The organism is Sulfitobacter sp. F26204, assembly GCF_026410305.1.
In the GTDB taxonomy this organism is placed as follows: domain Bacteria; phylum Pseudomonadota; class Alphaproteobacteria; order Rhodobacterales; family Rhodobacteraceae; genus Sulfitobacter.
In genome coordinates this window covers 14,682-38,409 of the sequence record NZ_JAPMLQ010000010.1, presented here as the reverse complement: position 1 = coordinate 38,409, position 23,728 = coordinate 14,682, and the positions used below count along the sequence as shown (strand labels likewise).

At 53.0% G+C, this 23,728-nt stretch carries 24 protein-coding genes and 2 pseudogenes; 16 read left to right on the top strand and 10 right to left on the bottom strand.

Annotated features, from left to right (window positions below; all coding sequences use genetic code 11):
• Positions 1-25 precede the first annotated feature (25 nt).
• On the bottom strand, positions 26-310 hold the full coding sequence (locus OS190_RS18205) for a hypothetical protein (RefSeq protein ID WP_267160138.1): 285 nt from the start codon (positions 308-310) through the stop codon (positions 26-28).
• Between the two features lie 365 nt (positions 311-675).
• Between OS190_RS18205 and OS190_RS18200 the strand changes: the two genes are divergently transcribed.
• The 12 genes and pseudogenes from OS190_RS18200 (at position 676) to OS190_RS18145 (ending at position 12,602) form a co-directional block, all read left to right on the top strand.
• Positions 676-1,266, top strand: coding sequence for a L,D-transpeptidase (locus OS190_RS18200; RefSeq protein WP_267160137.1), 591 nt, complete (start codon positions 676-678; stop codon positions 1,264-1,266).
• A gap of 76 nt (positions 1,267-1,342) precedes the next feature.
• Positions 1,343-1,918 (top strand): L,D-transpeptidase, encoded by a 576-nt coding sequence (locus tag OS190_RS18195; RefSeq protein ID WP_267160136.1) that lies wholly within the window; start codon positions 1,343-1,345, stop codon positions 1,916-1,918.
• Positions 1,919-2,030: 112 nt separating this feature from the next.
• Complete coding sequence (locus OS190_RS18190; RefSeq protein WP_267160135.1) at positions 2,031-2,765, top strand: DsbA family protein; 735 nt, start codon at positions 2,031-2,033, stop codon at positions 2,763-2,765.
• Positions 2,766-2,861: 96 nt separating this feature from the next.
• Positions 2,862-5,364, top strand: a pseudogene (locus tag OS190_RS18185) (heavy metal translocating P-type ATPase).
• A 10-nt stretch (positions 5,365-5,374) separates the two neighbouring features.
• Complete coding sequence (cueR, locus tag OS190_RS18180) at positions 5,375-5,770, top strand: Cu(I)-responsive transcriptional regulator (RefSeq protein ID WP_267160134.1); 396 nt, start codon at positions 5,375-5,377, stop codon at positions 5,768-5,770.
• Complete coding sequence (locus OS190_RS18175; protein ID WP_267160133.1) at positions 5,715-6,335, top strand: hypothetical protein; 621 nt, start codon at positions 5,715-5,717, stop codon at positions 6,333-6,335. The genes cueR and OS190_RS18175 overlap by 56 nt, the downstream gene beginning before the upstream one ends.
• Positions 6,336-6,632: 297 nt before the next feature.
• Positions 6,633-8,096, top strand: a complete 1,464-nt coding sequence (locus OS190_RS18170; RefSeq protein WP_267160132.1) for a TolC family protein — start codon at positions 6,633-6,635, stop codon at positions 8,094-8,096.
• 12 nt (positions 8,097-8,108) lie between these two features.
• Complete coding sequence (locus OS190_RS18165) at positions 8,109-9,467, top strand: multicopper oxidase family protein (RefSeq protein ID WP_267160131.1); 1,359 nt, start codon at positions 8,109-8,111, stop codon at positions 9,465-9,467.
• Between the two features lie 47 nt (positions 9,468-9,514).
• Positions 9,515-10,228 carry a copper-binding protein gene (locus tag OS190_RS18160; protein WP_267160130.1) on the top strand — a complete coding sequence of 238 codons (714 nt, stop codon included), beginning with the start codon at positions 9,515-9,517 and terminating at the stop codon, positions 10,226-10,228.
• A gap of 87 nt (positions 10,229-10,315) precedes the next feature.
• The gene (locus tag OS190_RS18155) at positions 10,316-10,879 is read left to right on the top strand and encodes a cupredoxin domain-containing protein (RefSeq protein ID WP_267160129.1); all 564 of its coding nucleotides are present in this window, start codon (positions 10,316-10,318) and stop codon (positions 10,877-10,879) included.
• 138 nt (positions 10,880-11,017) lie between these two features.
• A complete protein-coding gene (locus OS190_RS18150) occupies positions 11,018-12,127 on the top strand; it encodes an ABC transporter ATP-binding protein (RefSeq protein ID WP_267160128.1) in 1,110 nt (369 codons plus the stop codon).
• A gap of 34 nt (positions 12,128-12,161) precedes the next feature.
• A complete protein-coding gene (locus tag OS190_RS18145) occupies positions 12,162-12,602 on the top strand; it encodes a c-type cytochrome (protein ID WP_267160127.1) in 441 nt (146 codons plus the stop codon).
• 74 nt (positions 12,603-12,676) lie between these two features.
• Here OS190_RS18145 and OS190_RS18140 read toward each other — a convergent pair whose 3' ends face one another.
• The gene (locus OS190_RS18140; RefSeq protein ID WP_267160126.1) at positions 12,677-12,877 is read right to left on the bottom strand and encodes a heavy-metal-associated domain-containing protein; all 201 of its coding nucleotides are present in this window, start codon (positions 12,875-12,877) and stop codon (positions 12,677-12,679) included.
• A 154-nt stretch (positions 12,878-13,031) separates the two neighbouring features.
• Between OS190_RS18140 and OS190_RS18135 the strand changes: the two genes are divergently transcribed.
• Together OS190_RS18135 and OS190_RS18130 are read left to right on the top strand one after the other, a co-directional pair.
• Entirely contained in the window at positions 13,032-14,312 is a 1,281-nt protein-coding gene (locus OS190_RS18135) for a sialidase family protein (RefSeq protein WP_267160125.1), read from the top strand.
• Positions 14,309-14,848 carry a TlpA family protein disulfide reductase gene (locus OS190_RS18130; protein ID WP_267160124.1) on the top strand — a complete coding sequence of 180 codons (540 nt, stop codon included), beginning with the start codon at positions 14,309-14,311 and terminating at the stop codon, positions 14,846-14,848. Before OS190_RS18135 ends, OS190_RS18130 begins: the two co-directional genes overlap by 4 nt.
• Before the next feature lie 114 nt (positions 14,849-14,962).
• On the opposite strand, the pseudogene OS190_RS18125 reads toward OS190_RS18130, so the two are convergent.
• The 5 genes and pseudogenes from OS190_RS18125 to OS190_RS18105 all read right to left on the bottom strand — a co-directional run.
• A pseudogene (locus OS190_RS18125) lies at positions 14,963-15,076 on the bottom strand (ubiquinol-cytochrome c reductase iron-sulfur subunit); the annotation flags it as partial.
• Between the two features lie 45 nt (positions 15,077-15,121).
• Positions 15,122-15,781, bottom strand: a complete 660-nt coding sequence (locus OS190_RS18120) for an ankyrin repeat domain-containing protein (protein WP_267160123.1) — start codon at positions 15,779-15,781, stop codon at positions 15,122-15,124.
• Positions 15,782-15,838: 57 nt separating this feature from the next.
• Positions 15,839-16,321 (bottom strand): GlcG/HbpS family heme-binding protein, encoded by a 483-nt coding sequence (locus tag OS190_RS18115; RefSeq protein ID WP_267160122.1) that lies wholly within the window; start codon positions 16,319-16,321, stop codon positions 15,839-15,841.
• A gap of 92 nt (positions 16,322-16,413) precedes the next feature.
• Entirely contained in the window at positions 16,414-17,022 is a 609-nt protein-coding gene (locus OS190_RS18110; RefSeq protein ID WP_267160121.1) for a response regulator transcription factor, read from the bottom strand.
• Entirely contained in the window at positions 17,019-18,494 is a 1,476-nt protein-coding gene (locus tag OS190_RS18105; RefSeq protein ID WP_267160120.1) for a sensor histidine kinase, read from the bottom strand. Before OS190_RS18105 ends, OS190_RS18110 begins: the two co-directional genes overlap by 4 nt.
• A gap of 260 nt (positions 18,495-18,754) precedes the next feature.
• Between OS190_RS18105 and OS190_RS18100 the strand changes: the two genes are divergently transcribed.
• Complete coding sequence (locus tag OS190_RS18100; protein WP_267160201.1) at positions 18,755-19,642, top strand: cation diffusion facilitator family transporter; 888 nt, start codon at positions 18,755-18,757, stop codon at positions 19,640-19,642.
• A gap of 10 nt (positions 19,643-19,652) precedes the next feature.
• On the opposite strand, the gene OS190_RS18095 is transcribed toward OS190_RS18100, so the two are convergent.
• Positions 19,653-20,837 (bottom strand): ZIP family metal transporter, encoded by a 1,185-nt coding sequence (locus OS190_RS18095; protein WP_267160119.1) that lies wholly within the window; start codon positions 20,835-20,837, stop codon positions 19,653-19,655.
• A 2-nt stretch (positions 20,838-20,839) separates the two neighbouring features.
• Positions 20,840-21,772, bottom strand: a complete 933-nt coding sequence (locus tag OS190_RS18090; RefSeq protein WP_267160118.1) for a multicopper oxidase domain-containing protein — start codon at positions 21,770-21,772, stop codon at positions 20,840-20,842.
• 321 nt (positions 21,773-22,093) lie between these two features.
• Here OS190_RS18090 and OS190_RS18085 point away from each other — a divergent pair, with 321 nt between their 5' ends.
• Positions 22,094-22,531: a Fur family transcriptional regulator gene (locus OS190_RS18085; RefSeq protein ID WP_267160117.1), complete on the top strand. Its 438-nt coding sequence runs from the start codon at positions 22,094-22,096 to the stop codon at positions 22,529-22,531.
• A gap of 334 nt (positions 22,532-22,865) precedes the next feature.
• On the opposite strand, the gene OS190_RS18080 is transcribed toward OS190_RS18085, so the two are convergent.
• Entirely contained in the window at positions 22,866-23,717 is an 852-nt protein-coding gene (locus OS190_RS18080; RefSeq protein ID WP_267160116.1) for a sterol desaturase family protein, read from the bottom strand.
• Positions 23,718-23,728: the final 11 nt, after the last annotated feature.

Genomic DNA, 23,728 nt, shown 5'->3' with positions numbered 1-23,728 from the left:
ACGCATTCATTCGTTGTAAATTGAGTTAACCCGTAGCACCTGGCTCTCTGGTACAAATTGGGTTGCCCCTTTTCGATCTTAGAGGCAAGTACGTCGTCTCAACAGGACCAACATAGCGATAAACGAAGCATCCGTCTGTCGGCTCGATCCTGACGGCGTTCAAATCTTGGAACGGCGCTGCTATTTCCAGAACACCTTCGGGCAGTTCTTTGATGAAGCCTTCAGTTGAGGTGCCTGTTTGGCCGCTAAAATCAGCGCACCCTCCGAGCGCCAGTATCGCAAAACCAAGACCACTCATGCTAAATTTCATTCTTACCGTTCCTATCAATGTCGTATTGTTTCTTGAAAATGGGGTTGGGGAGCCGCACTCCCTGCGCTCCTTATTGAACAACCAATTTAGGATCAGAGCAACCTATACAAGCCATCTTTTAAGGGTCGCCTTTTCTACCGTTGCCTCGCAAAACAAAAAGCTGACTTTCCTGCCCAATTTTCATGAGAACAGGAGCATACGTTAAATGTGATTGGCTGGACTGTGCCCTACGCGACGTAGATTTTACTATCATGATGGAACTTCGTTCGTCCTTCACCTCACGTTTTTGTGACATTTATTCGTTTGAAGCTCCAGTGGGTGAAGGTTGTAAACCAACGAAAACAGGCAAGAGCGAAGGATTCATCATGAAGCTAATCAAAGACTCATCTATTTCACGTCGTGGGGCACTGCTCGGTGCGGCCGCAAGTGGGGTGTTCCTAGGAACAGGCGTTGCGACCGCGCAAACCACAGCACCACTTGCTTCACCACCAGTGCGCCGCAATATTTCATCTTTCAGCACCTCAAACTGGAGGGATCACTTCGATAATCTAAATAACGGAGCAATCCTGTGCGACATCGATTCCCGAGCGGTGCAATATTGGTCAGAGGATGAAAGCGTCTATAAGCTCTATCCATCCAGCGTTCCAGAATCTGAAGAACTGACAAAACGGGGATACACCAGCGTTATCAAGAAAGTGGAAGGGCCGAGCTGGCGTCCCACCCCTTCGATGAAAATCCGCAATCCTGATTGGCCGGATTATTTTCCACCGGGTCCAGACAACCCCTTGGGCACGCATGCGCTCTATCTTTCATGGCAATATTATCGCGTCCACGGAACAGGGGACACGCGGAAAATTGGCCGCCAATCGTCGAATGGATGCATCGGTCTTTACAATGAACATATCAAAGAATTGTTCGCTTTGGCTGAAGTAGGAACACAAGTGAAACTGTTTTGATTCCGCATGACTTGTTAAAGTCTGATCTCGTGTATCAGCGCTCATTCTACGTTCACTACCCGAAAGCCATAGCCTCATGAAACGAAGAAAATTCCTCCTTGCAGCCGGGGCTGTCGGTGCTTTGGCCAGTCAACCGGTTTCAGCTCATGTAGTGCTTCCAAAATATGATTTACCGCCGGAGTTTTTGCCTCAATTAGTGAGCATTCCAGGGGGCTCTGCTCCCTATGAAATCCATGTTGTACCAAGCCAGTTTGCCCTGTTCTGGACCCAACCGGATAACACTGCAATTCGGTACACCGTCGGGATCGGTCGCCCGGGTCTTTATGAGGCAGGCGAATTCTATGTTGGGGCAAAGAAGGAATGGCCCAGCTGGACACCGACCCCGGGCATGTTGCGTCGTGAGCCTCAGAAATATGGGCCGTTACGGAATGGAATGCCTGGCGGTCTGAGCAACCCTCTAGGTGCGCGGGCCCTCTACCTCTTTCAACCGGGTCGCGGCGATACCTTTTTGCGTGTGCATGGCACAAATGACCCAAGCACTATCGGCCGTGCAGTCTCAAACGGGTGCGCCAGATTGGTGAACGATCAGATTGTCCAATTTTATGATAAAGTCCCGCTGGACACGCGTGTGATCCTGTATCCCGCAACATAGAATACTGCCTTGGCGAGATCAGCGTGTTTTTGATAGCTTTTCAGCAGAAGATTTTCTGGGGAAGATAACTCAATCACCCCCGGATACCCCTCAATCCTAGGAAGGATTCAAGATGTTATTAGCGCGACGCGGCCTGTCGAAAATTGTTCTTGCAACAGTATTAGCAGCATTTCCTGTTACTACTGTGGCCGCACAAGAACTCAATGAAGCAGATATCAAGCGTCTCGCACTTGAAGCGATCTTGGAAAAACCCGAAATTCTGATCGAAGCGCTTTCAATCCTTCAGGAACGTGAAAATGTAGCGCTCGCCGAAGCACAGACTGACGCCCTGTCTGAGTTGCGCGATGATTTCGAACAGAATGCCCCGATCTTCGGGAACTTGGATGGCAGCGTCACACTTGTCGAGTTCTTTGACTTTAACTGCGGGTATTGTCGCCGCGCTGCACCAGAGGTCAAAGCGGTACTGGAGGCAAGCAAGGATGTCCGCATTATTTATCGTGAATTCCCGATCCTAGGGCCCGGTTCCGAAGTTGCGGCGCGCGCGTCACTTGCCGCGAGAAACCAAGGTAAATATCAGCAGTTTCACAAGGCAATGATGGCATTGAACGGGCAAGCCGTTGAAGCAAGCGTTATGAAAATTGCAGGCGATGTAGGTCTTGATCTCGAAGTTTTGAAAACAGACATGCAATCAGAACTCGTGAACGAACACATTGCTGCCTCTCTGCGTTTGGCAGAAGCCTTGGGTATAACTGGAACGCCGACGTTCGTATTGGGTGACGAAATAATCCCCGGTGTTATCGAGCGCGGCGCCCTTCTTGAAAAGATAGCAGTCCTCGTCCCCGAGTGAATTGGGCGAATATTGCAAAACCAAACCTTATAAGCCTTGACCTTCCACCTGCTGGAACCTCTATCTCTAAAGTTATCCGGAGCAAGAGGTCTCACTATGGAAAGCGAAAAGTCACTCACGTTCGGCATAAAAGAGATGAGTTGTGCGTCCTGTGTCGGCCGTGTGGAAAAAGCATTGAGCGCGGTAACGGGCGTCTCTCAGGCGCATGTAAATCTGGCGTCTGAAACTGCCACAATAACCGCCGATGGCACGTTTGATGCTCAAAACGTGATCACCGCGCTGGACGCGGCGGGCTATCCTGCAGAACTGAAGGCCTATCGTTTCAGCATCGAAAACATGTCTTGCGCGTCGTGCGTGGGGCGGGTCGAGCGTTCGCTATCTGCGATTCCTGGCGTCGTTTCTGTTACGGTTAATCTCGCAAAGGAAGAAGCGGCAGTGCGTGTTTTGGGCGCTGCTGTATCGTCTGCGGACATTGCCGAAACTGCGAGCGCCGCGGGCTATCCAGCGACATTGGTCACCGATCCCGGAGCGACAGACGCGACAAACGATCGCAAAGTGGAAGAAGCGGCCCATCTGCGCCGGATGACACTGGTTGCTGCAGTATTCACCTTGCCGGTCTTTATCCTCGAAATGGGGAGCCACTTGATCCCGGCTCTTCACAGCTGGATCATGAATTCACTAGGGATGGGCGTCAACTGGGGCATACAATTTGTTCTGACCACCGTTGTTCTGGCTTGGCCGGGGCGACAATTCTATCTCAAGGGTTTTCCGGCGCTCTTTAAAGGCGCGCCTGACATGAATTCGCTTGTAGCCCTAGGATCTTCTGCAGCTTGGGGGTTTTCCACAGTCGCGCTTTTTGCCCCGTCGCTTTTGCCGGATGGCACGCGTGTCGTCTATTTTGAGGCGGCCGCAGTGATTGTGACGCTTATCCTGCTGGGTCGTTTTCTCGAGGCACGCGCGAAAGGGCGCACAGGTCAGGCGATCCGCAAACTGGTGGGTCTGCGGGCCAAGACAGCGCAGGTGGAGCGGGACGGGCAATTGGTCGAATTGCCTGTGGACGATATCGTTGTAGGTGACCTTATCCAAGCGCGTCCAGGTGAAAAGATTGCCGTCGATGGTATCGTGGTCAAAGGCGCGTCTTTCGTCGACGAAAGCATGATCACCGGAGAACCAATCCCGGTAGAAAAATTGGCGGACGCCGAGGTTGTAGGCGGCACGGTCAACGGCTCCGGTGCGCTCATGTTTCGTGCGACAAAGGTGGGCGGCGATACCATGCTGGCCCAAATCATTCGCATGGTCGAAGAGGCACAGGGGGCTAAACTTCCCATCCAGGACCTTGTGAATCGAATCACACTTTGGTTTGTGCCTGCTGTGATGGGTGTAGCGGCGCTGACATTTCTGACATGGTTATTGGTCGGGCCCGACCCCGCGCTCAGTTTTGCATTAGTGGCGGCAGTGGCGGTTCTGATCATTGCCTGTCCCTGCGCAATGGGTTTGGCCACGCCGACGTCGATCATGGTCGGCACTGGCCGCGCCGCCGAATTGGGTGTGCTGTTTCGGCGCGGTGACGCGCTTCAAACGTTAAACGATATAACGACCGTTGCTTTAGACAAGACCGGAACATTGACCGAGGGTCATCCGGAGTTAACGGATCTGACAATCACCAAAGGGTTCGAGGAGGCCGATGTGCTGCGCCTTGTCGCCTCTGTCGGAGCATCCGATTGCTGCGGCCATTGTCCGACATGCAAAGCAGAACGGTCTGGCACTCGCATCAATTGACGATTTTAGCTCAATCACCGGATTTGGCGTCAGTGCGGTTATTGAGGGCCGCAAAATTTTTGTCGGTGCCGATCGGCTGATGTCCCGTGAAGGGATCAATTTGGACGCTGTTAAAAGTGTTGGCGAAACCCTTGGGAAGGAGGGTAAAACACCCCTTTTCGCGGCTATTGACGGGCAGCTTGCTGCGGTCGTTGCTGTGTCCGACCCGATCAAGGCCAGCACAGCCGAGGCAATCGGCGCGCTGCATGATCTGGGACTTAAGGTTGCGATGATCACGGGCGACAACGAAGCCACAGCGCAGGCAATTGCAGCAAAACTGGGCATCGACGAGGTGGTAGCGGAAGTGTTGCCAGAGGGCAAAGTGGCCGCCATTCAAAAGCTCCAGGCCGGGGGGCGCAAAGTTGCTTTTGTCGGTGACGGTATCAACGATGCTCCCGCGCTTGCCCGCGCAGATGTTGGCATTGCGATCGGCACGGGTACTGACGTTGCGATAGAGGCGGCAGATGTCGTGTTGATGTCTGGCGATCTGAGAGGCGTAGTAAATGCATTGCATGTCAGCCAACGGACGATGCGAAACATTCGCCAAAACCTGTTTTGGGCCTTTGGATATAACGCATTGCTGATCCCGGTTGCGGCTGGCGTTTTCTATCCGCTAGCTGGCTTGATGCTGTCACCCGCACTTGCGGCGGGAGCAATGGCGTTGTCCAGTGTGTTCGTGCTTTCCAATGCGCTGCGCTTACGTTGGGTCGCGCCAACACTTGCAGAGGCACCCGCGGATGTCCGGCCAAATCGTAGCTTTGTCCCAACGGCAGCAGAATAGGAACATCATCATGAATATCGGAGACGTATCCAAGCTTGCAGGGTTGCCGCCAAAAACCATCCGCTACTATGAGGACATCGGGCTAGTGACCCCGTTGCGTGGTCCGAATGGCTATCGCAGTTTCCGAGACAGTGACATGCACAAGCTTGCATTTCTAGGTCGCTCGCGCGCCTTGGGGTTCACTATCGAAGACTGTCGCACTCTCCTGGCACTATGGGACGATCAGGATCGGGCAAGCGCGGATGTCCGGGCAATTGCAAAAGAACATCTGGCACAAATTGAAAGCAAGATTGCGGACCTGCAGGACATCCGAAAGACTCTCACTCACCTTGTACAGGAATGCGCGGGCGATGACCGCCCTGATTGCCCTATTTTGCAAACCCTGGAAAACATTTCCAAGCAATAGGGAAGCCTTCCAGCGCTGGAAGCTGGTTAAGCCATGTCGTTCTTGTTCTGACAGCGGTGCCAGTGAAGTCAGCGGTTCTACGCCACTCTCACAAAAAAGTTGGAAACCTTCCAGCGCTGGATGGATTGACAGAAGGTTCTCAGTAACACAAATGTGCAGCATGAAAGCTAAAAACATCATGTCCGCATGGCTTAAGGTACTAACGTGCCTTTCATTTGCGGTTGCCTTGGTGTTTTCTGCTCCGTCAGCATCTCACGCTGCATCTGGTATGCACGGTGGCGAACATGCTGAGACTCGAAGTTCTGATCATAAAGTTGACAGTCAGGCTCACGGTGCAATGCCTGCAATGACACAGCATGACATGCCTGTCGCTGCAACCGAAACGGCTGATGAGACACAGGCATCAAGCGAGTGTTGCAATGGTATCTGTATCTCTGTTGCGATCACGGACAGCGATGTATTTTCGGTCGACCAAGCGACAAATGAAGAATATCTGATGCTTCATGCTCAAACAAACTCGATTGCTTCATCGGGTTTTCTACGGCCTCCCCAGTTCTTGATCTGATCTACGGCTCTTAGCGGAGCCTTCGTTTTACGCACGGCTGTGCGTAAGTCCGAAGTTCATCAGTCAGGTACTATTCATGAAAATTCAAATAATCTTGGGGGCTTCGGCCCTTGCACTTGGCGCATGTGCTTACGAGCCTACGCCTTTGCCAATCGTCACAGCCCAACAGGCAGCTACAAACACAGCAGTCGCTTCTCCGATTAGATATCAAGATCCCTTGGCCGGATACACACACCGCAGCCCAACTGGCCCGCGTGACTGGCGATCAGTCAACGAAGAACAGACGGAGGGCAACTGATGCGTGTTTCAAAACTCCCGCTTATCCTTGGTTTTCCGTTGGTTCTTGGTGCCTGCGCTACGGCCATACCAGGTGCCTACACAGAATCTAAGGCAGGCTTTTTCAACGTATCGAGCCAAACGTCTGCTGCAATTGGCAAGCGGACAGCGTTTGCCCAGACACAAGCCGAGAATGTCGCACTGAAGAAACAGGTCCATGGGATGGTGCATCGCAAGACGATCTCTGCGGACACTGCTGTGCAAGTCGCCTTGCTCAACAACAAAGGATTACAGGCATCTTACGCAAATGTAGGCCTGTCAGCCGCCGAGGCCTGGCAACAAGCCACCCCTGAGAACCCAGTTGTATCCATTGGTATTCTAGGCATTGGTGCAGCAGAATTGGGTGTTTACCGCGCGATTGAGGGTATGATCGCAACAAATATCTTGGAGGCCAAAACGCGCAAACAGCGTGTGGCGCTGGCAGACGTCAACTTCCGCGCAGCGCAATTATCAGCAGTCAACGACTCGCTCACTCTCGCCAATCAAACACGACAGGCTTGGATCAACGCAGTCGCCGCATTTGAAGCTGCAAGCTATCTGAAGCGTGCGAAAGCCACCTCTGATGCTGGCTCTGAACTAGCGCGCAAACTTGGTGAGACAGGTGCTCTCAACAATGCGGGGCAAGCGCGGGAGCACGCTTTTAATGCCGAGCTTGCCGGGCAATTGGCACAGGCGCGGCTGAACGCGACCCGCGCCAAAGAAGACCTGACCAAGCTCATGGGACTTTGGGGCACTGAAGTAGACTACTACGTGCCAGATGCGTTGCCCGCTTTGCCACGGTCTGTTGGTCGCGTTTCGAACGTCGAAGGCAAAGCGCTGCGCAACCGCGTGGATTTGCGTGTCGCTAAACTGGGCCTTGAAGCGCAGGCAGCAGCATTTGGCCTTACTGACCAGACCCGACTTGTGACAGATCTCGAAATCATCGCTGGATTTGAGACAGAGCGCGAAGCCGAAGATGGTGAAACGGAAACCGAGACAACGCCACAGGTGGAGTTGGAGTTTGCGATTCCGATCTATGACACGGGTAAGGCACGGATGCGCAAAGCCGAGCTGATGTATCTTCAGGCAGCAAATGTGCTCGCTGAGCGTGCCGTAAACGTCCGCTCTGAAGCGCGCGGGGCGGAAAATTCATATCACGCGTCCTACAAGATCGCCCGGCATTACCGTGACATTCTGGTGCCTCTGCGCGTGACCGTCGAAGAAGAAGGTCTGCTCTCCTACAACGGCATGATCACCAACACTTTTGAACTGCTGACAGACGTACGCGAAAAGCTGAGCGCATCGCTGGAGGCTGCAAATGCGAAACGCGAATTCTTCATGGCACAAGCTGACCTGACTGCCGCGATCTATGGCGGCGGTTCTGGCAGCGCTGGTGCTGGCGGAGAGGGTGCAACACTTGCCGCCGGTGGCGGCGCAGGACACTGAAAGGAAGACGATATGTTAAACAGACGTCAATTACTCGGGGCCGGTGCCGCAGGTGCAACGCTGGTCTCCTCCCAAGCATGGGGCAAGACTCTGAACATGGGGCTGCCTGAAGCCGCGCAAATGGACAGTGCGTCAACAGCGATAACAGCGCGCCCCAATTCAGGGCCGGACTATAATCCGGTTGTTACACTAAATGGATGGACTCTACCGCATCGCATGAACAACGGCGTGAAGGAATTTCACCTTGTTGCGGAACCGGTCGAGCGCGAACTAGCAGACGGTATGATCGCCCATCTTTGGGGTTATAATGGTCAATCGACAGGGCCAACCATCGAGGCGGTGGAAGGTGACCGCGTTCGGATATACGTTACAAACAGGCTGCCTGAGGGGACTACGGTCCATTGGCATGGGCTTATTCTTCCTTCTGGCATGGACGGTGTTTCAGGGCTGAGCCATCCGAGTATCCCACCGGGAAAGACATTTATTTATGAGTTTGACTTAATCAAGTCAGGTACGTTCATGTACCACCCCCATGGTGACGAAATGACCCAGATGGCGATGGGCATGATGGGCATGTTTGTGGTGCATCCCAAAGATCCGACTTTTATGCCGGTGGATCGTGACTTCCTGATCATGTTGAACGCATTCGACATTGATCCAGGCACCTACGTTCCACGCATCATGACGATGACGGACTTCAATCTGTGGACATGGAATAGCCGAATATTTCCAGACATTGATCCGCTTGTCGTGAACAAAGGTGACAAGGTGCGCGTTCGCGTCGGTAACCTGACGATGACGAACCATCCAATCCACATGCATGGCTACGACTTCAAGGTCACCTGTACCGATGGTGGCTGGGTGCCGCCTGAAGCGCAGTGGCCCGAGGTTAGCATCGACATTCCGGTAGGCGCGATGCGCGCTTACGAGTTTGTGGCAGAACATCTGGGGGATTGGGCTATCCACTGTCACAAGTCACATCACACGATGAACGCAATGGGGCATGATGTGCCCACGTTCATCGGCGTGAACAAAAAACCGCTCACCCAAAAAATCCGGCAATTCCAGCCCGAATACATGCCTATGGGCATGTCTGGAATGGGGGACATGGCCAAAATGTCCATGCCACTTCCAGACAACACCATTCCGATGATGACAGGATGGGGGCCGTATGGACCGATTGAAATGGGCGGCATGTTTTCGGTTGTGAAGGTGCGGGATGGCATCGACGCGGACGATTACGAAGATCCCGGGTGGTACGAAAATCCTCCCGGTGAGATGGCTTACGAATGGACAGGCGAACTTCCCGAATTTGCCTCCAACAACAGCCCAAAAACACTACTGACACCTAAACCAACGCAGAAGGGCTAACTGGCCCTCTGTCTTAACTTTACCAAACTTAAAAACAGGACGAAAAAATGAAAAAACTACTTCTGAGTACCGCTATCACTTTTGCATTCGCAACAGGCGCTTTTGCAGATGCCGGTCATGCCAAGAAAGAAACATCCGAAGCACCGGAAATGATGATCGGTATGCCGGGCGATTCAGCAAAGGTTGATCGTACAATCGATGTCATTCTGCTCGAAAACGATGACGGCGAAATGCTGATCCAGAGCGAAGAGATGAATATCAAGCAAGGTGAGACCATTCTGTTCAAGATCAAGAACGAAGGCGAGCTAGAGCATGAGTTTGTCCTTGATACTGTGGAGCGCAATGCCGAGCATAAGATCGAGATGGCAAAAATGGACATGGAGCATGACGATCCCAATCGCATTCGCCTTGATTCTGGCGCATCTGGTGAAGTGGTTTGGACTTTTGCCAATGCCGGTACGTTTGAAGCGGCTTGCCTGATCCCTGGGCACTACGAGTCCGGCATGCACCGCGAAGTTGCTGTCGGCGAGCAGATGGCGCAGGCCGACGTGGAATACACGTCTGGCAAAATCAAGAAAGTCGACGCCAAGGCCGGAAAGGTGACCATCATTCATGGCCCACTGGTCAACCTCGACATGCCTGCGATGACGATGGTGTTTCGTGCTGACGAAGCAATGATTGCCAGTTTGTCTGAAGGTCAGAATATCGAGTTTGTCGCTGATCGAGTCAAAGGGAAACTGACCGTTACTCAACTAAGATAGCGCGGAGTGGAGGGGCATTGATAGGTTCAGTGCCCCTTAACCTCCCGAATTTATCCAAGCGGCGGTCAACAGGGTGAGCGCAGCAAAATGTTAAAATTCCAGTGGATCACGCAAATTATGAAGCTGCTGACTTTGATATGCATTTCTTTTGTTTCTGTCGCTCTCCCTACGTGGGCTGGGAATGCTGAGGCCGCACCGAAGGGTCAGCCACACGAGCGGCCTTACGAAACGCCCGGACATGAACTTATGGGAAAACCAAATGACGGAGTTCCAGTCGATAGAACAATTAAAGTGAATATCAAAGAAACACAGAGCGGATATATGCTCTTCGAACCTGATGCGATCCAGATAGCGAGCGGCTCGGTCGTGCGGTTTATCATAATCAATTCTGGAGCGCTTGATCACGAGTTCATGTTGGGCTCCTTCGACGAAATCGCAAAACACCAACAATGGATGCGGAAATTTCCAGACATGGAACATGATTATGCAAATTCTGTATCAATCAGGAGCGGTGAAGTAGAAGAGCTTGTTTGGCAGTTTTCCGATGCCACCAACATGGAATTCGCTTGCCTGATCCCCGGCCATCGCGAAGCTGGGATGTGGGGTGTGATCATGGTTCACGATCACTTGGCTCCTACGCGAGAGAATTGAAGGTTTAGAGTGACTCTCCTAGACAGATATCATGATCTGCTCCACGATTTCACTGCATTCGTTGGCTATCAGTATGACGAAACAGCCCCCGACTGGATCCACCCTTTCATCCATGTAATCTTTGTGGTGGTACCTGCGATGCTTGTCAGCGTTGTTTTGTATTTGATCATAACCGGTATCCTTCGTCGATTGAGCCAGAAAAACGTCTGTGTTCCACAGCCACAAACAGTTCGTGGACTGGATACAAGTCTTTTCAAGACGGTGTTGCAGTACACTCGAAAGCAACAGGTATTAATGATTTTGCTCAGTCTGGTTGCGATGCCGATCCTTTATGTCACATTGGAGCTGCCTAAACAGATTGTGAATAATGCCTTGAATGCAGAGCGTTTCCCGCTTGAGTTTTTCGGGTATGGCTTTGATCAAGTCACGCTGCTGATGGTCTTGTCCGGCCTTTATCTGATGGCGATCAGCCTGAATGGGCTGAACAAATATGTACTGAACGTTTTTAAGGGTTATGTGGCTGAACGATTTTTGCGTCGTTTCCGGCTGCTGATCTATCGGCAATGGCGCAATGATGTGGAAGCGCAAAAACAAAGTGAAATCATCCCGATCCTTGCACAAGAGGTCGAACCCGTTGGAGGGTTTGCCGCGGATGTGATCACATTGCCAATCTTGCAGGGTGGTACGTTGCTGACCATCCTCCTGTTTATGTTCATGCAAGATCCGGTGTTGGGTGCTGCAGCGCTGACCGTACTGCCCATTCAATTGATCTTGCTCCCTAGACTTCAACGCCGCGTCAACATACTTTCGCGCAAGAGGATCAAAGAAGTCAGACTGCTGGGCAAGCAACTCAGCGATCAGCTAAGCGCCGAGCAATCCAGTCATTCGGGATTTGAGCAAGCCGGCAAGAATTTTCGGGAATTAGAGGTCGTCAGGCGGCAAATCTTTCGTTTGAAATTTTTCATTAAAGCCCTGAACAACTTCCTGACAGCGATCACACCGTTTCTGTTTTATTCTCTTGGTGGCTACTTCGTGATTGAGGGTCGGATCAGCCTTGGAGCGCTTGTTGCTGTGTTGGCCGCACACAAAGACTTCTCGGCGCCTTTGAAAGAACTCTTTCGCTACTATCAAACCTTGGAAGACACCCGGATCCGGTATCACGAGATTACTTTGTTCTTCTCGAAAAACCCACGACCCATAAAAGTGGTAAAGGTTCGAGAACCGTCACTGACAATGGTACACGCATGAAACATAATGACCCGTTTTCTAAGGAGGCACAAAAATGAGGCGGGGAGCAATATTCTTTGCACTGGTCGCGCTGGCTGCAGCGGTATGGTATTTGACGTTATCAGCAAGCCCCAACGTAGAAACCCAAAAACGCGGAACCGCGACTCTGGCGGACGGTGCGATTGTCACTGTCCAGGTGCCCGCTTCGTTCTCAAACCAAGAAGAGATTGGGCAGCGCGCCTATGATGCCGTTTGTGCTACCTGCCACGGTAAGAATGCGCAGGGCAGGGATGGTATTGCCCCGCCTTTGGTTCATAGAATCTACGAACCTGGCCACCACGGTGATATGGCTTTTGTGCTGGCCGCGAAAAACGGTGTTCGCGCTCATCATTGGAAATTTGGCAACATGCCTGCCGTTGAAGGTGTGTCACAGGCAGACGTTCTGAATATCGTGGCCTTTGTGCGCGCTCTGCAAAGAGAAAATGGGATCAATTGAAGTCATGCAACCGCATCTTTTTACTGAACGCGAGATATTCTTGGGCCAACTGGTTTCAGCAGCAAAACCCGCGATCAGGACAGGAAGTGTGCATCATAGCCTGCTGACTTCATGGCTTCGATCAACATCTCTGTGTTGGCGTCACTTCGAACTGACACTTCTCGAGTCGTCAAATCGACCTCGACGACAGCGTCCGCATCCACTGATGCAACGGCTTTCTCGATCGAAGATTTACAATGACCACAAGTCATTTGTGGCACGGAAAATCTGGTCATTTCTTGCTCCTCTCATTCCAAGCTTCTTTAGCAGATTCCCACGCTGGAAGATCAACAGATGATTTTAAGAACCGTAAGGGTGCAAATAGACGCACATCGTTTGCAGGGAACTATATCAAATGCAACGATTCCAACACGTCAATGAGGTATGCAAATGCAGTTTAGAGCGATGTTCAAAAATGGCCCAATCGTCAGCCTACTAATAGGTGCAGTGGTTCTGGCCTTCTCTGCCCAAGGCGCTTTTGCCGCAGAAGGGCTCTTTACGTCCGTCAAGGAGCTGCGCGCGCCGGTTGCTCAAGGGGGGCGCGAGCCGTCTCTCTCTACAATGTATGACGGTCGCGTGTTGATGAGTTGGACCGAACCCAAAGGAAGCGGCTTTGCTGTGAAGGTTGCTATTTCAGATGGCTCTGGGTGGTCGGCACCGCAGACAATTGTTGAGGCAGACGATCTGTTCGTGAATTGGGCGGATTTTCCATCTGCCATTGCTTTGGAAGATGGCTCGCTTGTTGCGCATTGGCTTCGCGCCAATGGTGATGATGACTATTTCTACGATATCAATATCGCCTTTTCACAGGACGAAGGTGTGACGTGGTCAACACCAATCATTCCTCACGACGATCGTTCACAACGCCAGCACGGTTTCGCGACACTGCTGCCAAACGATGGTGGCGGTTTTTCGGTGATCTGGTTGGATGGGCAGAGCTATGACACCTACGCGTCACAAGATGTTGCAGATAACGCCATGCAATTGCGCATGCGCAAATTTTCGGCCGATAGCTCCATGGGAGAGGATCTATTGCTCGACGCGCGTACCTGTACATGTTGTCAGACGTCCGCTGCGGTAACCGGCGATAACGAACTTCTTGTCGTCTACAGGGACCGGTCGCTCGAAGAGATACGGGACATATCAATCGTGCGTGAGACATCGCAGGGATGGTCCACCCCGCAGCCAGTCAGCATAGACGGATGGAACATCGAGGGCTGCCCCGTGAACGGCCCCGCGATTGATACGGTAGATAGCAACTCCGCTGTGGCGTGGTTCACTGCGGCAAATGATATTCCCAAGGTCAAAGTCGCGTTTTCAAGCGATGATGGCATAACCTTTGCGAAAGCGCTGGAAATCGACATTAGTGCACCGTCCGGTAGGGTCGACGTCATACAATTGAAAGATGGCTCTGCGCTGGTGACTTGGGTCAAACAAACAGCGCAGGGTGAAGCAATTCTGATCTGTGCCGTCAAACCGCAAGAAGGTTGCGTACGCCCCGAAGTCGTGGCGATCAGCCCAAGCGGGAGAACAGTCGGTTTCCCCAGAATGACACTTGGCAAGGGGGGCGTGTTCATTGCCTGGACAGAACCCACAAACCCATCCGCGACCCAACCCAGAGGCGGGACGACAATACGCACTGTGTTGGCACGAACGGAGGAGTTGAAATGAAACAATTCATAAAGCGGTTTCTTCCCTTCGTGATGTTGGTTGCAATCTTGCCGGGAACAACATTCGCGGAGGGAAAAAGGTTCGTTTTCGGCATTCATCCGACACCTAAAGAAATCCCAGAAATCGCGTTTGAAGATTTGGAAGGGCAGCAGTTTACGCTTGAGGACTTCGAAGGAAAATACCTTCTCCTGAACGTCTGGGCAACGTGGTGTCCGCCATGTCGCAAGGAACTCCCCGACTTGCAGGGTTTGCAGCAAAAACTCGGGGGACAACAATTCCAGGTCGTTGCCCTTTCTACTGATGCCGGAAAACGCGCCAGCGTGCTCCGCCTTTATCAAGAACTTGGCCTCAATGAGGACAGCATATTCATAGACGAAACCGGATCAGCCATGCGCAAGCTTGGGATTTTTGCAATGCCGACAACTCTACTGATAGATCCTCAGGGACGCGAAATAGGGCGAAAACCTGGGCCGGCTGACTGGGACAGCTCTTCAGCGCTTACATTCTTTTCTCAGCAGATTTCTAGCGACGATTGATTGTATAATGGCCTAACGAAACTCCTAGTTTTTAGAATGCATACAACTGCTTCTAGCCTGTGTCTCATCCCGCTGATCAAAGTGGATGTGACGGCCATATGTTTTAGAGGCCCATCACCCAATACGCACACCCGTAACTGTCACGAAAATATAGGGCGGCAGATCGAGGTTGCGCGGGGCAGGGCCTTTGCGAATCCGTCCAGCAGTATCGTATTGAGAGCCATGACACCCAAACCTGCGGGTTGGAACACGCCGGAAACTCATAACTCTCGTTCATTCAAGAATGTCGATGATTTTGGTGTATCCACGTGACATTGCATGTTGTAGTGGGGTTACTCCGTCGCGATCTGCGATGGATTTATCTGCGCCTGCCTCTACGAGTATCTGAACTGTCTTGACGTGATCCGATCCACCGTCTCCCAAGACCACGGCCTCCATCAAGGCCGTCCATCCAAGATTATTGACATGATCGAGCGGCGCACCGCCTGCGACAAGCCGGGCCACCACATCATGATGCCCAAGGTGGGCCGCGGCGATAAGGGCCGTGCCGTCATAGATGCTGGTGATCAGGTCCGCCTTGTTGCCAAGCGCCAATGCGAGTGACACCAGTTCAGGATCATCAGCGACGGCTGCGATTGTAAGCACATCATAGACTCGGTTTTCGAGTGCGTTCATATCGGCACCGCCCTCTGCCAATGCCACCAACGCGTCGTCATTTGAGGCGAATGCGGCAACATGGGCTGGGGTCCGGACCTTTTGGTCACGGGCGTTTATGTCGGCCCCTTGCGTGATCAGACGTTTGATCTCAGCAACCCGGCCTTCATGTGCCGCTAGATGCAAGCCTGTATATGACGCAATGTCAGAGGCAGACGGCGGAGTTTGCGCAAAGGCCGCGCTGGACAAAGCCAATGAGACAACAAGAAAGCGGAGCATGGTAATCACCTTTCAAGAGCAGCGGCCCGCCCATCCAAGGAGCGGGCCGGTTGGGATTTATTCTGCGCCGATGGCATCAAGGCCAGCGCGTGCGCAGTTGGCGTCGATGTCTCCTGATGGCGCGCCACCAACACCGATACCACCCACCAATGCACCGCCGATCTTGATCGGCAGACCACCTGCCTGGATGACCAGGCGGCTGTCCATGTCTCGCAGGCCGTCATTTTGCGGATTGCCTCCGATGAACCCGGCCAAACCAGCGGTATCGCGACCAAGGCTTGCAGAGGTGAACGCCTTGCCGGTGCTCGAGCCGACCGTATGTGGACCGGCATTATCTGCGCGCAACAAAACCTTGGTGTTGCCGCTGCGCGCCACGATGGCAACGCTGACATTGTGACCTTCGGCTGAGCAGGCTTCGACTGCGGTTTGTGCAGCTTGTGTTGCCAAATCAAGCGGCAGGTAAGGTGCAGTTGGCAATTCCTGAGCAAAAGCGGCGACGGGTGCCAGTAGGACGGTTGCAAAAGCGATTGAGCGGATCATTGGGATGTTTCCTTATGTTTGCGTTATGCATCCTGTCTAAACCAACCACCAGTTTCTCGATATTCGTAGCCCCCGCAATGTTTTCCGTAGTTCTACTGATCGCCGCATGCTTCTAGCCAATACCGCGTCAGCTCTGCCGTGGAAGAAGTGCCTGCCTTTCCCGCAATCGCAGCCCTGTGGCTCTCAACCGTGCGCGGCGACAGGTCAAGTGCATCGGCGATCTGCTTGGTGGTCAGCCCCTTGGAGATCATCGCAAGAACCTCCTGTTCGCGCCCTGTCAAATGGCCGATCAGCGCCACAGCTTCGGCCCGTTCTGCTGATGCCTGTTCGCGCGCTTCAAGCTCCGCATGACCTTTTTGGATGGCGTCAATCAGGTCTTGCTCATCCACAGGTTTGCTTAGGAAATCTATTGCACCGTTGCGAAAGGCACGCCTGCATGCTTCGATATCGCCATGCCCGCTGATTATGACAGTTGGCCAGTTGATCCCTTGTTCGGTCAGTTTTTCCTGCAATTTCAACCCCGAGATTGCCGGCATTCTAATATCAAGAATAAGACAGCCCGGCATAAGATCTGTAGCTTGTTTCAGAAAAGTCTCCGGAGAGGCAAAGCTGCGCACATCTAGACCGACCGTTTCCAGCAAAAGCGACAGCGCTTTTCGAACAGCCTCGTCGTCATCAACCACATAAACAAAGTTGCTCATGACTCCACCTGCTTCTTTGAGAGCGGCAGGGACAATCTAAACGTCGTTTCACTGGCCTCCGACATGAAAGCAATATCGCCGCCCATCTCTTCGGCGAGCCGTTGGCATAGTGCCAACCCAAGCCCGGTTCCGTTGAGCCTGCCGGTCACAAACGGTTCAAAAATCCGAGGCTGCAAATCCGCAGGCACGCCCGGTCCATCATCGACAACTTCCAATACTGCGGTTCCATGTAGGACGTAAGTTCTAACGGTCACTTGCGCCGCGTCCGAGGCGTCAAGCGCATTGCGCACCAGATTGAAGATGACCTGTTCCAGTTCAACCGGATCTGCATCAATAAAGGCTGGCGCATCAGAAAGCGCCAAAGTCACCTTAGCCCCCGCTGCCTCCGCCTCTGAAGCCAAAAGCCGCTCCACACTGCGCACGGCACCATTCAGCGAGCATGCCGTGGAGGGCGTGCGGTTCGGTTTGCTCCAACTCCTCAAACGGTTCAGTATGTCGGATGCGCGCTGTGCTTGCGAGACGGTATCGTCCAAAACACCCCTCAATCGGTCTACATCACCCCGTCGCGCCAAATGACGCCCCGCTTGGGCTTGGCTGAGGATGGCGGTCAGAGGTTGTGCTAGTTCGTGCGCCATCCCGCTGGCCATCTCGCCCAATGCATTGACCCGCGACGCATGGGCCAGACGGGTTTCCTGTACGCTGAGCCTTGCGCGGTTTTCAGCATCATTGGTTCGAGCGCGTTGAGCAAGACCCAGCACTGCAATCACGAATAACCCCGAGGCGACAGCAAGGACGGACAGAGCTTTCCCAAGCGGCAAGAGATCTGCCAAATGGATCTCCAATGATGTCTTTAGGATCAAAGGCTGCGACGCACTGCCAAGCGGTTTTGAAAACAGGGCCCCACCCGCAGTAGCCCCACCCGTCAGTACAGCACCATCTGGCGTCATAAGGCTGTATGCCACGGAAGGCATTTGCCAAAACGGATCATCAGTCGCAATCAGCGCCTGCGAGTCGATGGCCAACGCCAATCCATGCAGTGCTGCATCCGTATTGGGGCTGCGCTTGACCAATAGATAGTGATTTGGTGTCGAGGGCATTTGCGCAATCTGCAAAGCCCCAGTTGATTTTTGGGCCATCTGGCGCACAAGGACCGCATCCTCTTCCGAGAGGCCGGGCAGCGTTTCAATAGCAGCCTCTGACGGGTCAAAGGGGATTACATTGACCGACGTTATACGCGGATAGAACTGCATGATTGTGTCCGCCACATCCAAAAGCAAATCTTGTCGCGTAGTTCCACCTGCAACAAAAATTGCCGAAAGTGACGTCAAATGTGCATCGTGTTGATCCGCGCGCTGAGAGGCCAGGCGGTGCAAGATTGCGCTTTTGGTGTTGAATTCGCCAACGAGCCTTTGCCGCTCGAATCCTGCCAATACCGCAAGTGCCAGAGCAACCAGAACAGCCCCAACGGTCACCAGCCGCCCAAACGACGGCCGTATTTGGTTAGAAAGCAAGCTGGTCCCAGTCATCCTGCTTCATCGCAGCTACGGCCTAAAACGCCAATCCGTATTTCTACGGTCAGGAGTGATCGACTCTCATTCGGAGCTTTAAGGACCGTTGACTCATAGTAATCCATGGATAGCAGACCTTTTCCTATACGCCGAATTAACCTATGGATTATCAGGGAATGTACTTGTGCCTTATTTTTCACACTCCGTTTTCAGGAACTTTCCCATTGCATAAGACCTTGAAATTGGCATTTGGCAGCATTTTAGTCGCGTGTGTGGTCTTGGGATTAAAGACCCTTGCATATCTTGCAACAGGAAGCGTAGCGCTGTTTTCCGACGCCATTGAAAGCATTGTTAACATTGTCACTGGCTGTGTGGCGGTTGTCGTCTTAAAGATCAGCGCCGTTCCTGCAGACAAAAACCACCCATTTGGGCACACCAAGGTGGAATACTTTGCGGCTGTGGGAGAGGGGGTCCTGATTGTAGTGGCCGCGCTTCTTATTCTGCGCCAGGCCTATGCAGGAGCCATTGATCCAACCCCGTTGAACCTGTCAGTAGCGGGTCTCGCCCTGAATGCGGTCGCATCCGTTTTAAACGGATTGTGGTCCTGGGTACTGATCCATAAGGGGCGGGAATGGCGCTCGCCTGCTCTGGTTGCTGACGGTCGCCACTTGTTTGGCGATGTAATCACATCTGTGGGGGTACTGGCCGGTGTCGGACTGGTCTTGGTGACCGGATGGCAGATACTTGATGCGCTTCTAGCAGCCAGTGTTGCCATTTTTATACTTTGGTCAGGTTGGAAACTCATTCGAGACTCGGTTGGTGGCCTCATGGACGAAGCAGTGTCACCGGCAACGTTAGAGCTTATTCAGAATATAATTGCTGCACAGGCGGAAGGTGCCATTGAAGCGCACGATGTGCGCACGCGCTATGCCGGTCGGCGCACATTTATTGAATTTCACTTGATTGTACCCGGCGATATGAAAGTGGCACATGCCCATGAAATCTGTGATCGGATTGAATTTGCGTTGGAACGCGAGATTGCAGGCAGCACTGTTCACATCCATGTCGAACCCGAGCACAAAGCCAAACCCGATGATGCTATCGTGTTTTGAACGTTTCAGCTCAGATTTTCACAAACGCTGCCGTGATGTACATGAATGCAACGCCAGCCGTCAGCCCACTTAGCACAGATGGCCGCAGGAATGTCTCTAGACCCAGATTATTGCTGCGCATCACGTATGCGCCAACTTGAACCACAACCTGGAGGATCGCACCTGCACCGATGGCCAGAGCAAACGCGCCCCACTGCGGCGAGAATGCAAGGCTCCCCAGCCACATGCCGATAACCGCTGGACCGCCTGCGAGCAGGGCGAGGCCCGCAAATGCCCATAATGGCGGGCGTTTTTTGAGGATCGGTGCTGCGATGCCGATGCCTTCAGTGATATTGTGCAGCGTGAAGCCCAGCACCAAAAAGGTGCCAAGACCCGCTGATCCCGCTGCAAATGCCGCACCGATCGCCAACCCTTCGCCGAGATTATGCAATCCGATTCCTAAGGCGATGAACGTGGACAGCGCCAGTCCCGTCGGCGGTCCGCCACGTTGCCCCACGGCCATGAGCAGCAAAAACGTGGCTGCTGCAACCAGGATCACCATGACCGGGCCCTGAAATAGGGCTGCTGAATTCCCTGCGAGTTCCAGTGCCTCCTCAGCCGAGTCGACCAGCAGGAAAGACAGCAAGCCTATGGTCAATGCCATCAGGAAATTCATGCCGCCCTGACCGACACCGCGCAATACCGGATAGAACATCAGACCAAAGACAATCGGCACGATACCCACAAAGATGCCGATCAAAGCCTGGAATCTCAGCTGACCCGCCGTGACCTTCGGTGTCGGAACGGCCACCTCGATTTCATGTGTGAATGTCGCACCGGTTGTTGTGACGAGGGTCACAGCATGGGCTTCGCCCAGCACCCACGGATAGGGGACATCCAGCCACACCGTGGCACCGCGCGATATGTCTCCCGGCGGTGTTTGGGTAAATGACCAATACGCGGCATCAACCTGTACCTGTGCGATACGCATCGGGTCAGAGCCGCCCGCCCGCATCAGCATTCTCAGGCCCTGATCGTTCAGGATGGTCCGCTCGAATGTCACGCCTTCAACGGGCGGGGCACCGTTTCTGAAACTCTGGAAGGGGTCCGCAAAAACGATCCAGCCGATGGCAGCAATCAACAGTGCCAGTGGCATAAGCAGCCAGATGAGGTTCTGCGGACGCCGGGGTTCCGAGAGTGATGGCTGATCTTCCATGTTCACGCCTCCACGACATCGAAATTCGCCATCCAGCCCAGTTCGGTAAACTCGGCCTGATGTGCGTGAAACATATAAAGCCCCGGTTCATGTTCGGCGAAGCTGAACTCTAATATCCCTCGTTCTCCTTGGCATTGAGTGATGAGGTCAACTGTGCGCAGAGTCGGCGTCAACGTCGTACCTTGATTGTAGTAGTCGAAAAAATTGCCATGAAGGTGGAACGAGTTGATCGGATCAAATTCGACGGCATTGATCAAGTAGACACGCACCGGCCGGTTCTTTTCGATCCTGATCGGGGTATTCATATAGGCGAAGGCGACTGTGTTGGCAGCGTAGAACTCATTCTCATCGTCGAAGTTCGTATCGAAGGCGTTCATCACCATGACCAGTTCCTGCCAATTCGCATTTTCGGCAGTACCCAGCAGGCGCGAACGGGCAACGTCTGCTAGATCAGGGTGCTTTTCCGGGTCAGGATCAACGACAAAGGCACCGTACATCCCCTTAGCCATATGGCGTTTCAGTGGCAATGCGTGACAGTGATACAGATGGCAGCCAAACGGTTTGGCGTCGAATTCGTAGATAAATTCCTCACCCGGGCCAATCATGCCCGGCGTTCCGTTTACGCCATCCATCCGCGCGGAATGAATGCCGTGAAAGTGCATTGAATGCGGGTGCGATCCGAAATTCCGGAACACGACGCGGATCCGATCACCTTCCTTTGCACGCAGGGCAGGGCCCGGGACCCGGCCATTGAATGTCCAGGCAGGGAAAAAGACGCCTGGTGCTATTTCAATTTCCTTGTCTTCCGCATCTACATGGAACGTTCTTAGGGTACGCCCGTCGGGCAAGGTTTCGGTCGTACCGACATCCCAATCCGTCAGCATTACCACCGGGTCAAAACCGTTTGCCAAGTTGTCCACATCGCCAACGGTCATCATACTTCCATGTGTAGCCATGGTTGACGCGGATACAGATGGTCCCTTAGCCTCCTGTGCCGCCGCTCTGTTTCCACCAGCGACGGAGCCCCCTGCGGCCGCAAGACCCGCCAAGAGAACGCCGCGCCGACTTACGGTCTCGTCCCGAGGATTTGCGGGGTCCATGTGTGTCTCCAAGGATTGCGGCCAAATGCATTGTTTTTGACGGATTGCGGTTTTTGGCGGGCACGCATCGTTCTTGCGAATCGTTCGCAGTATGTACTACTCTAAACGCAACTGCGAATTAGTTGCAACTGGAATCCTTCCCTGCGGAGAGAGAGTATGACATCGGACGGGAAACAGGATCAGAACACAGCCGCAACACGTGCAAGCGACATTATTGCCAGCAACGGGTTGCGCATCACCAATCAGAGGGTGGCTTTAGTTAAGGTATTGCTTGAGTCAGATGATCACCCAGATGCCGTTGAACTACACCGCCGCTTAAGGGCGTCAGATGCGTCAATATCCCTAGCCACAGTTTATCGAAACCTTGCATCTCTGGAAAGTGTCGGCGTCGCTGAGCGGCATTACTTTGAAGGGCATGGTGCCAGATATGAAAGCACAATTTCAGAGCACCATGACCACATTATTGATTTGGATTCTGACGAAGTTATTGAATTTCAATCGGAAGAAATTGAACAATTACAACAAGAAGTTGCGAAAAAACTTGGCTACGAGGTCGTTCACCATCGACTTGAACTCTATTGTCGGAAGCTGTGAACGCGAACGGTCATTGTATATTTGCTTTTGTTTGCGCTCTTGGTGACGCGACTGCTTGGTTGCAGTAGATTCTTCAGCGGCCAAAGCCCACGTTTTTGTCACGGCCAGACTGTCTTCTCTCGGGTTTTGTCATACTGTCCCTGCCAATGGCTAAAGCGACCGTTCTGGGAAATTCGCCACTGACGCACATGACCAATTGCTCGTCTGAGCTGTGCATAGTGCGAAGCTGTCGTCTGAAAATGGTCATATTTGGACGTTTGCAGCGTCGATAAAAATTAACTGGAACTTGTTACCATTCAAATGCTGCGATCGCAGAAAATTCCGGAGCGCCGGGTCATTTAACATCTTCCGGTTGTTGGTCGTTTCTGTTGATGGGGTAACCTGAAGCGGGACCGCGAAAGGGCTGAAACAACAAGCGATCAATCCACAGATCTCGCCTGGACCGAAACTGCTCGATGCCGATGGTCATGCCAACATGTCCTGCGCTTGGTTGTGCAAGATAGGTTCCCAGCATCCGGTCCCACCACGGCAAGTTGAACCCAAAGTTGCTGTTGGTCTCTGACGGTATAATCGAATGGTGAACCCGGTGCATATCCGGTGTCACGATGACCAGACGGAGTGCTGCATCCAGCCGAGATGGGAGGTGCGCGTTCGAATGATTGAACAAGGACGTTCCGTTTAACAGAACCTCGAATACCAATACAGCAATGGCGGGCGGCCCGAGTGCCAAAACAAGTAACAGCTTGATCGCCATGGAAATCAATATCTCGAATGGATGGAACCGAACACCAGTCGTCACATCAAATTCCAAGTCGGCATGATGCACCCGGTGCAGACGCCAAAGGGCCGGAACCGCATGGAAAAGGACGTGTTGCAGGTAGATTGCCAGATCGAGTGCTAGAATTGCAAGGATTATGGCGATCCATCCGGGGATGGCAAACTGGTTTAGAAATCCCCAATCGTTTTCTGAGGCGATCACCGCGAGGCTGACCGCGACAACCGGAAACGCAAGCCTGACCAGCAGAGCGTCCAGCACAACGAGTCCCAGATTGTTCGACCATCGCACCAGCCGCGGTATCTCTACCCGTCGCCGTGGTGCAGCAAGCTCCCAAGCCGCCATCACAAACAGGATGCCGACAAAGATTGCCATCCTCACCGCGGGTTCTTGATCGATAACATATTCCAAGGCTATAAATC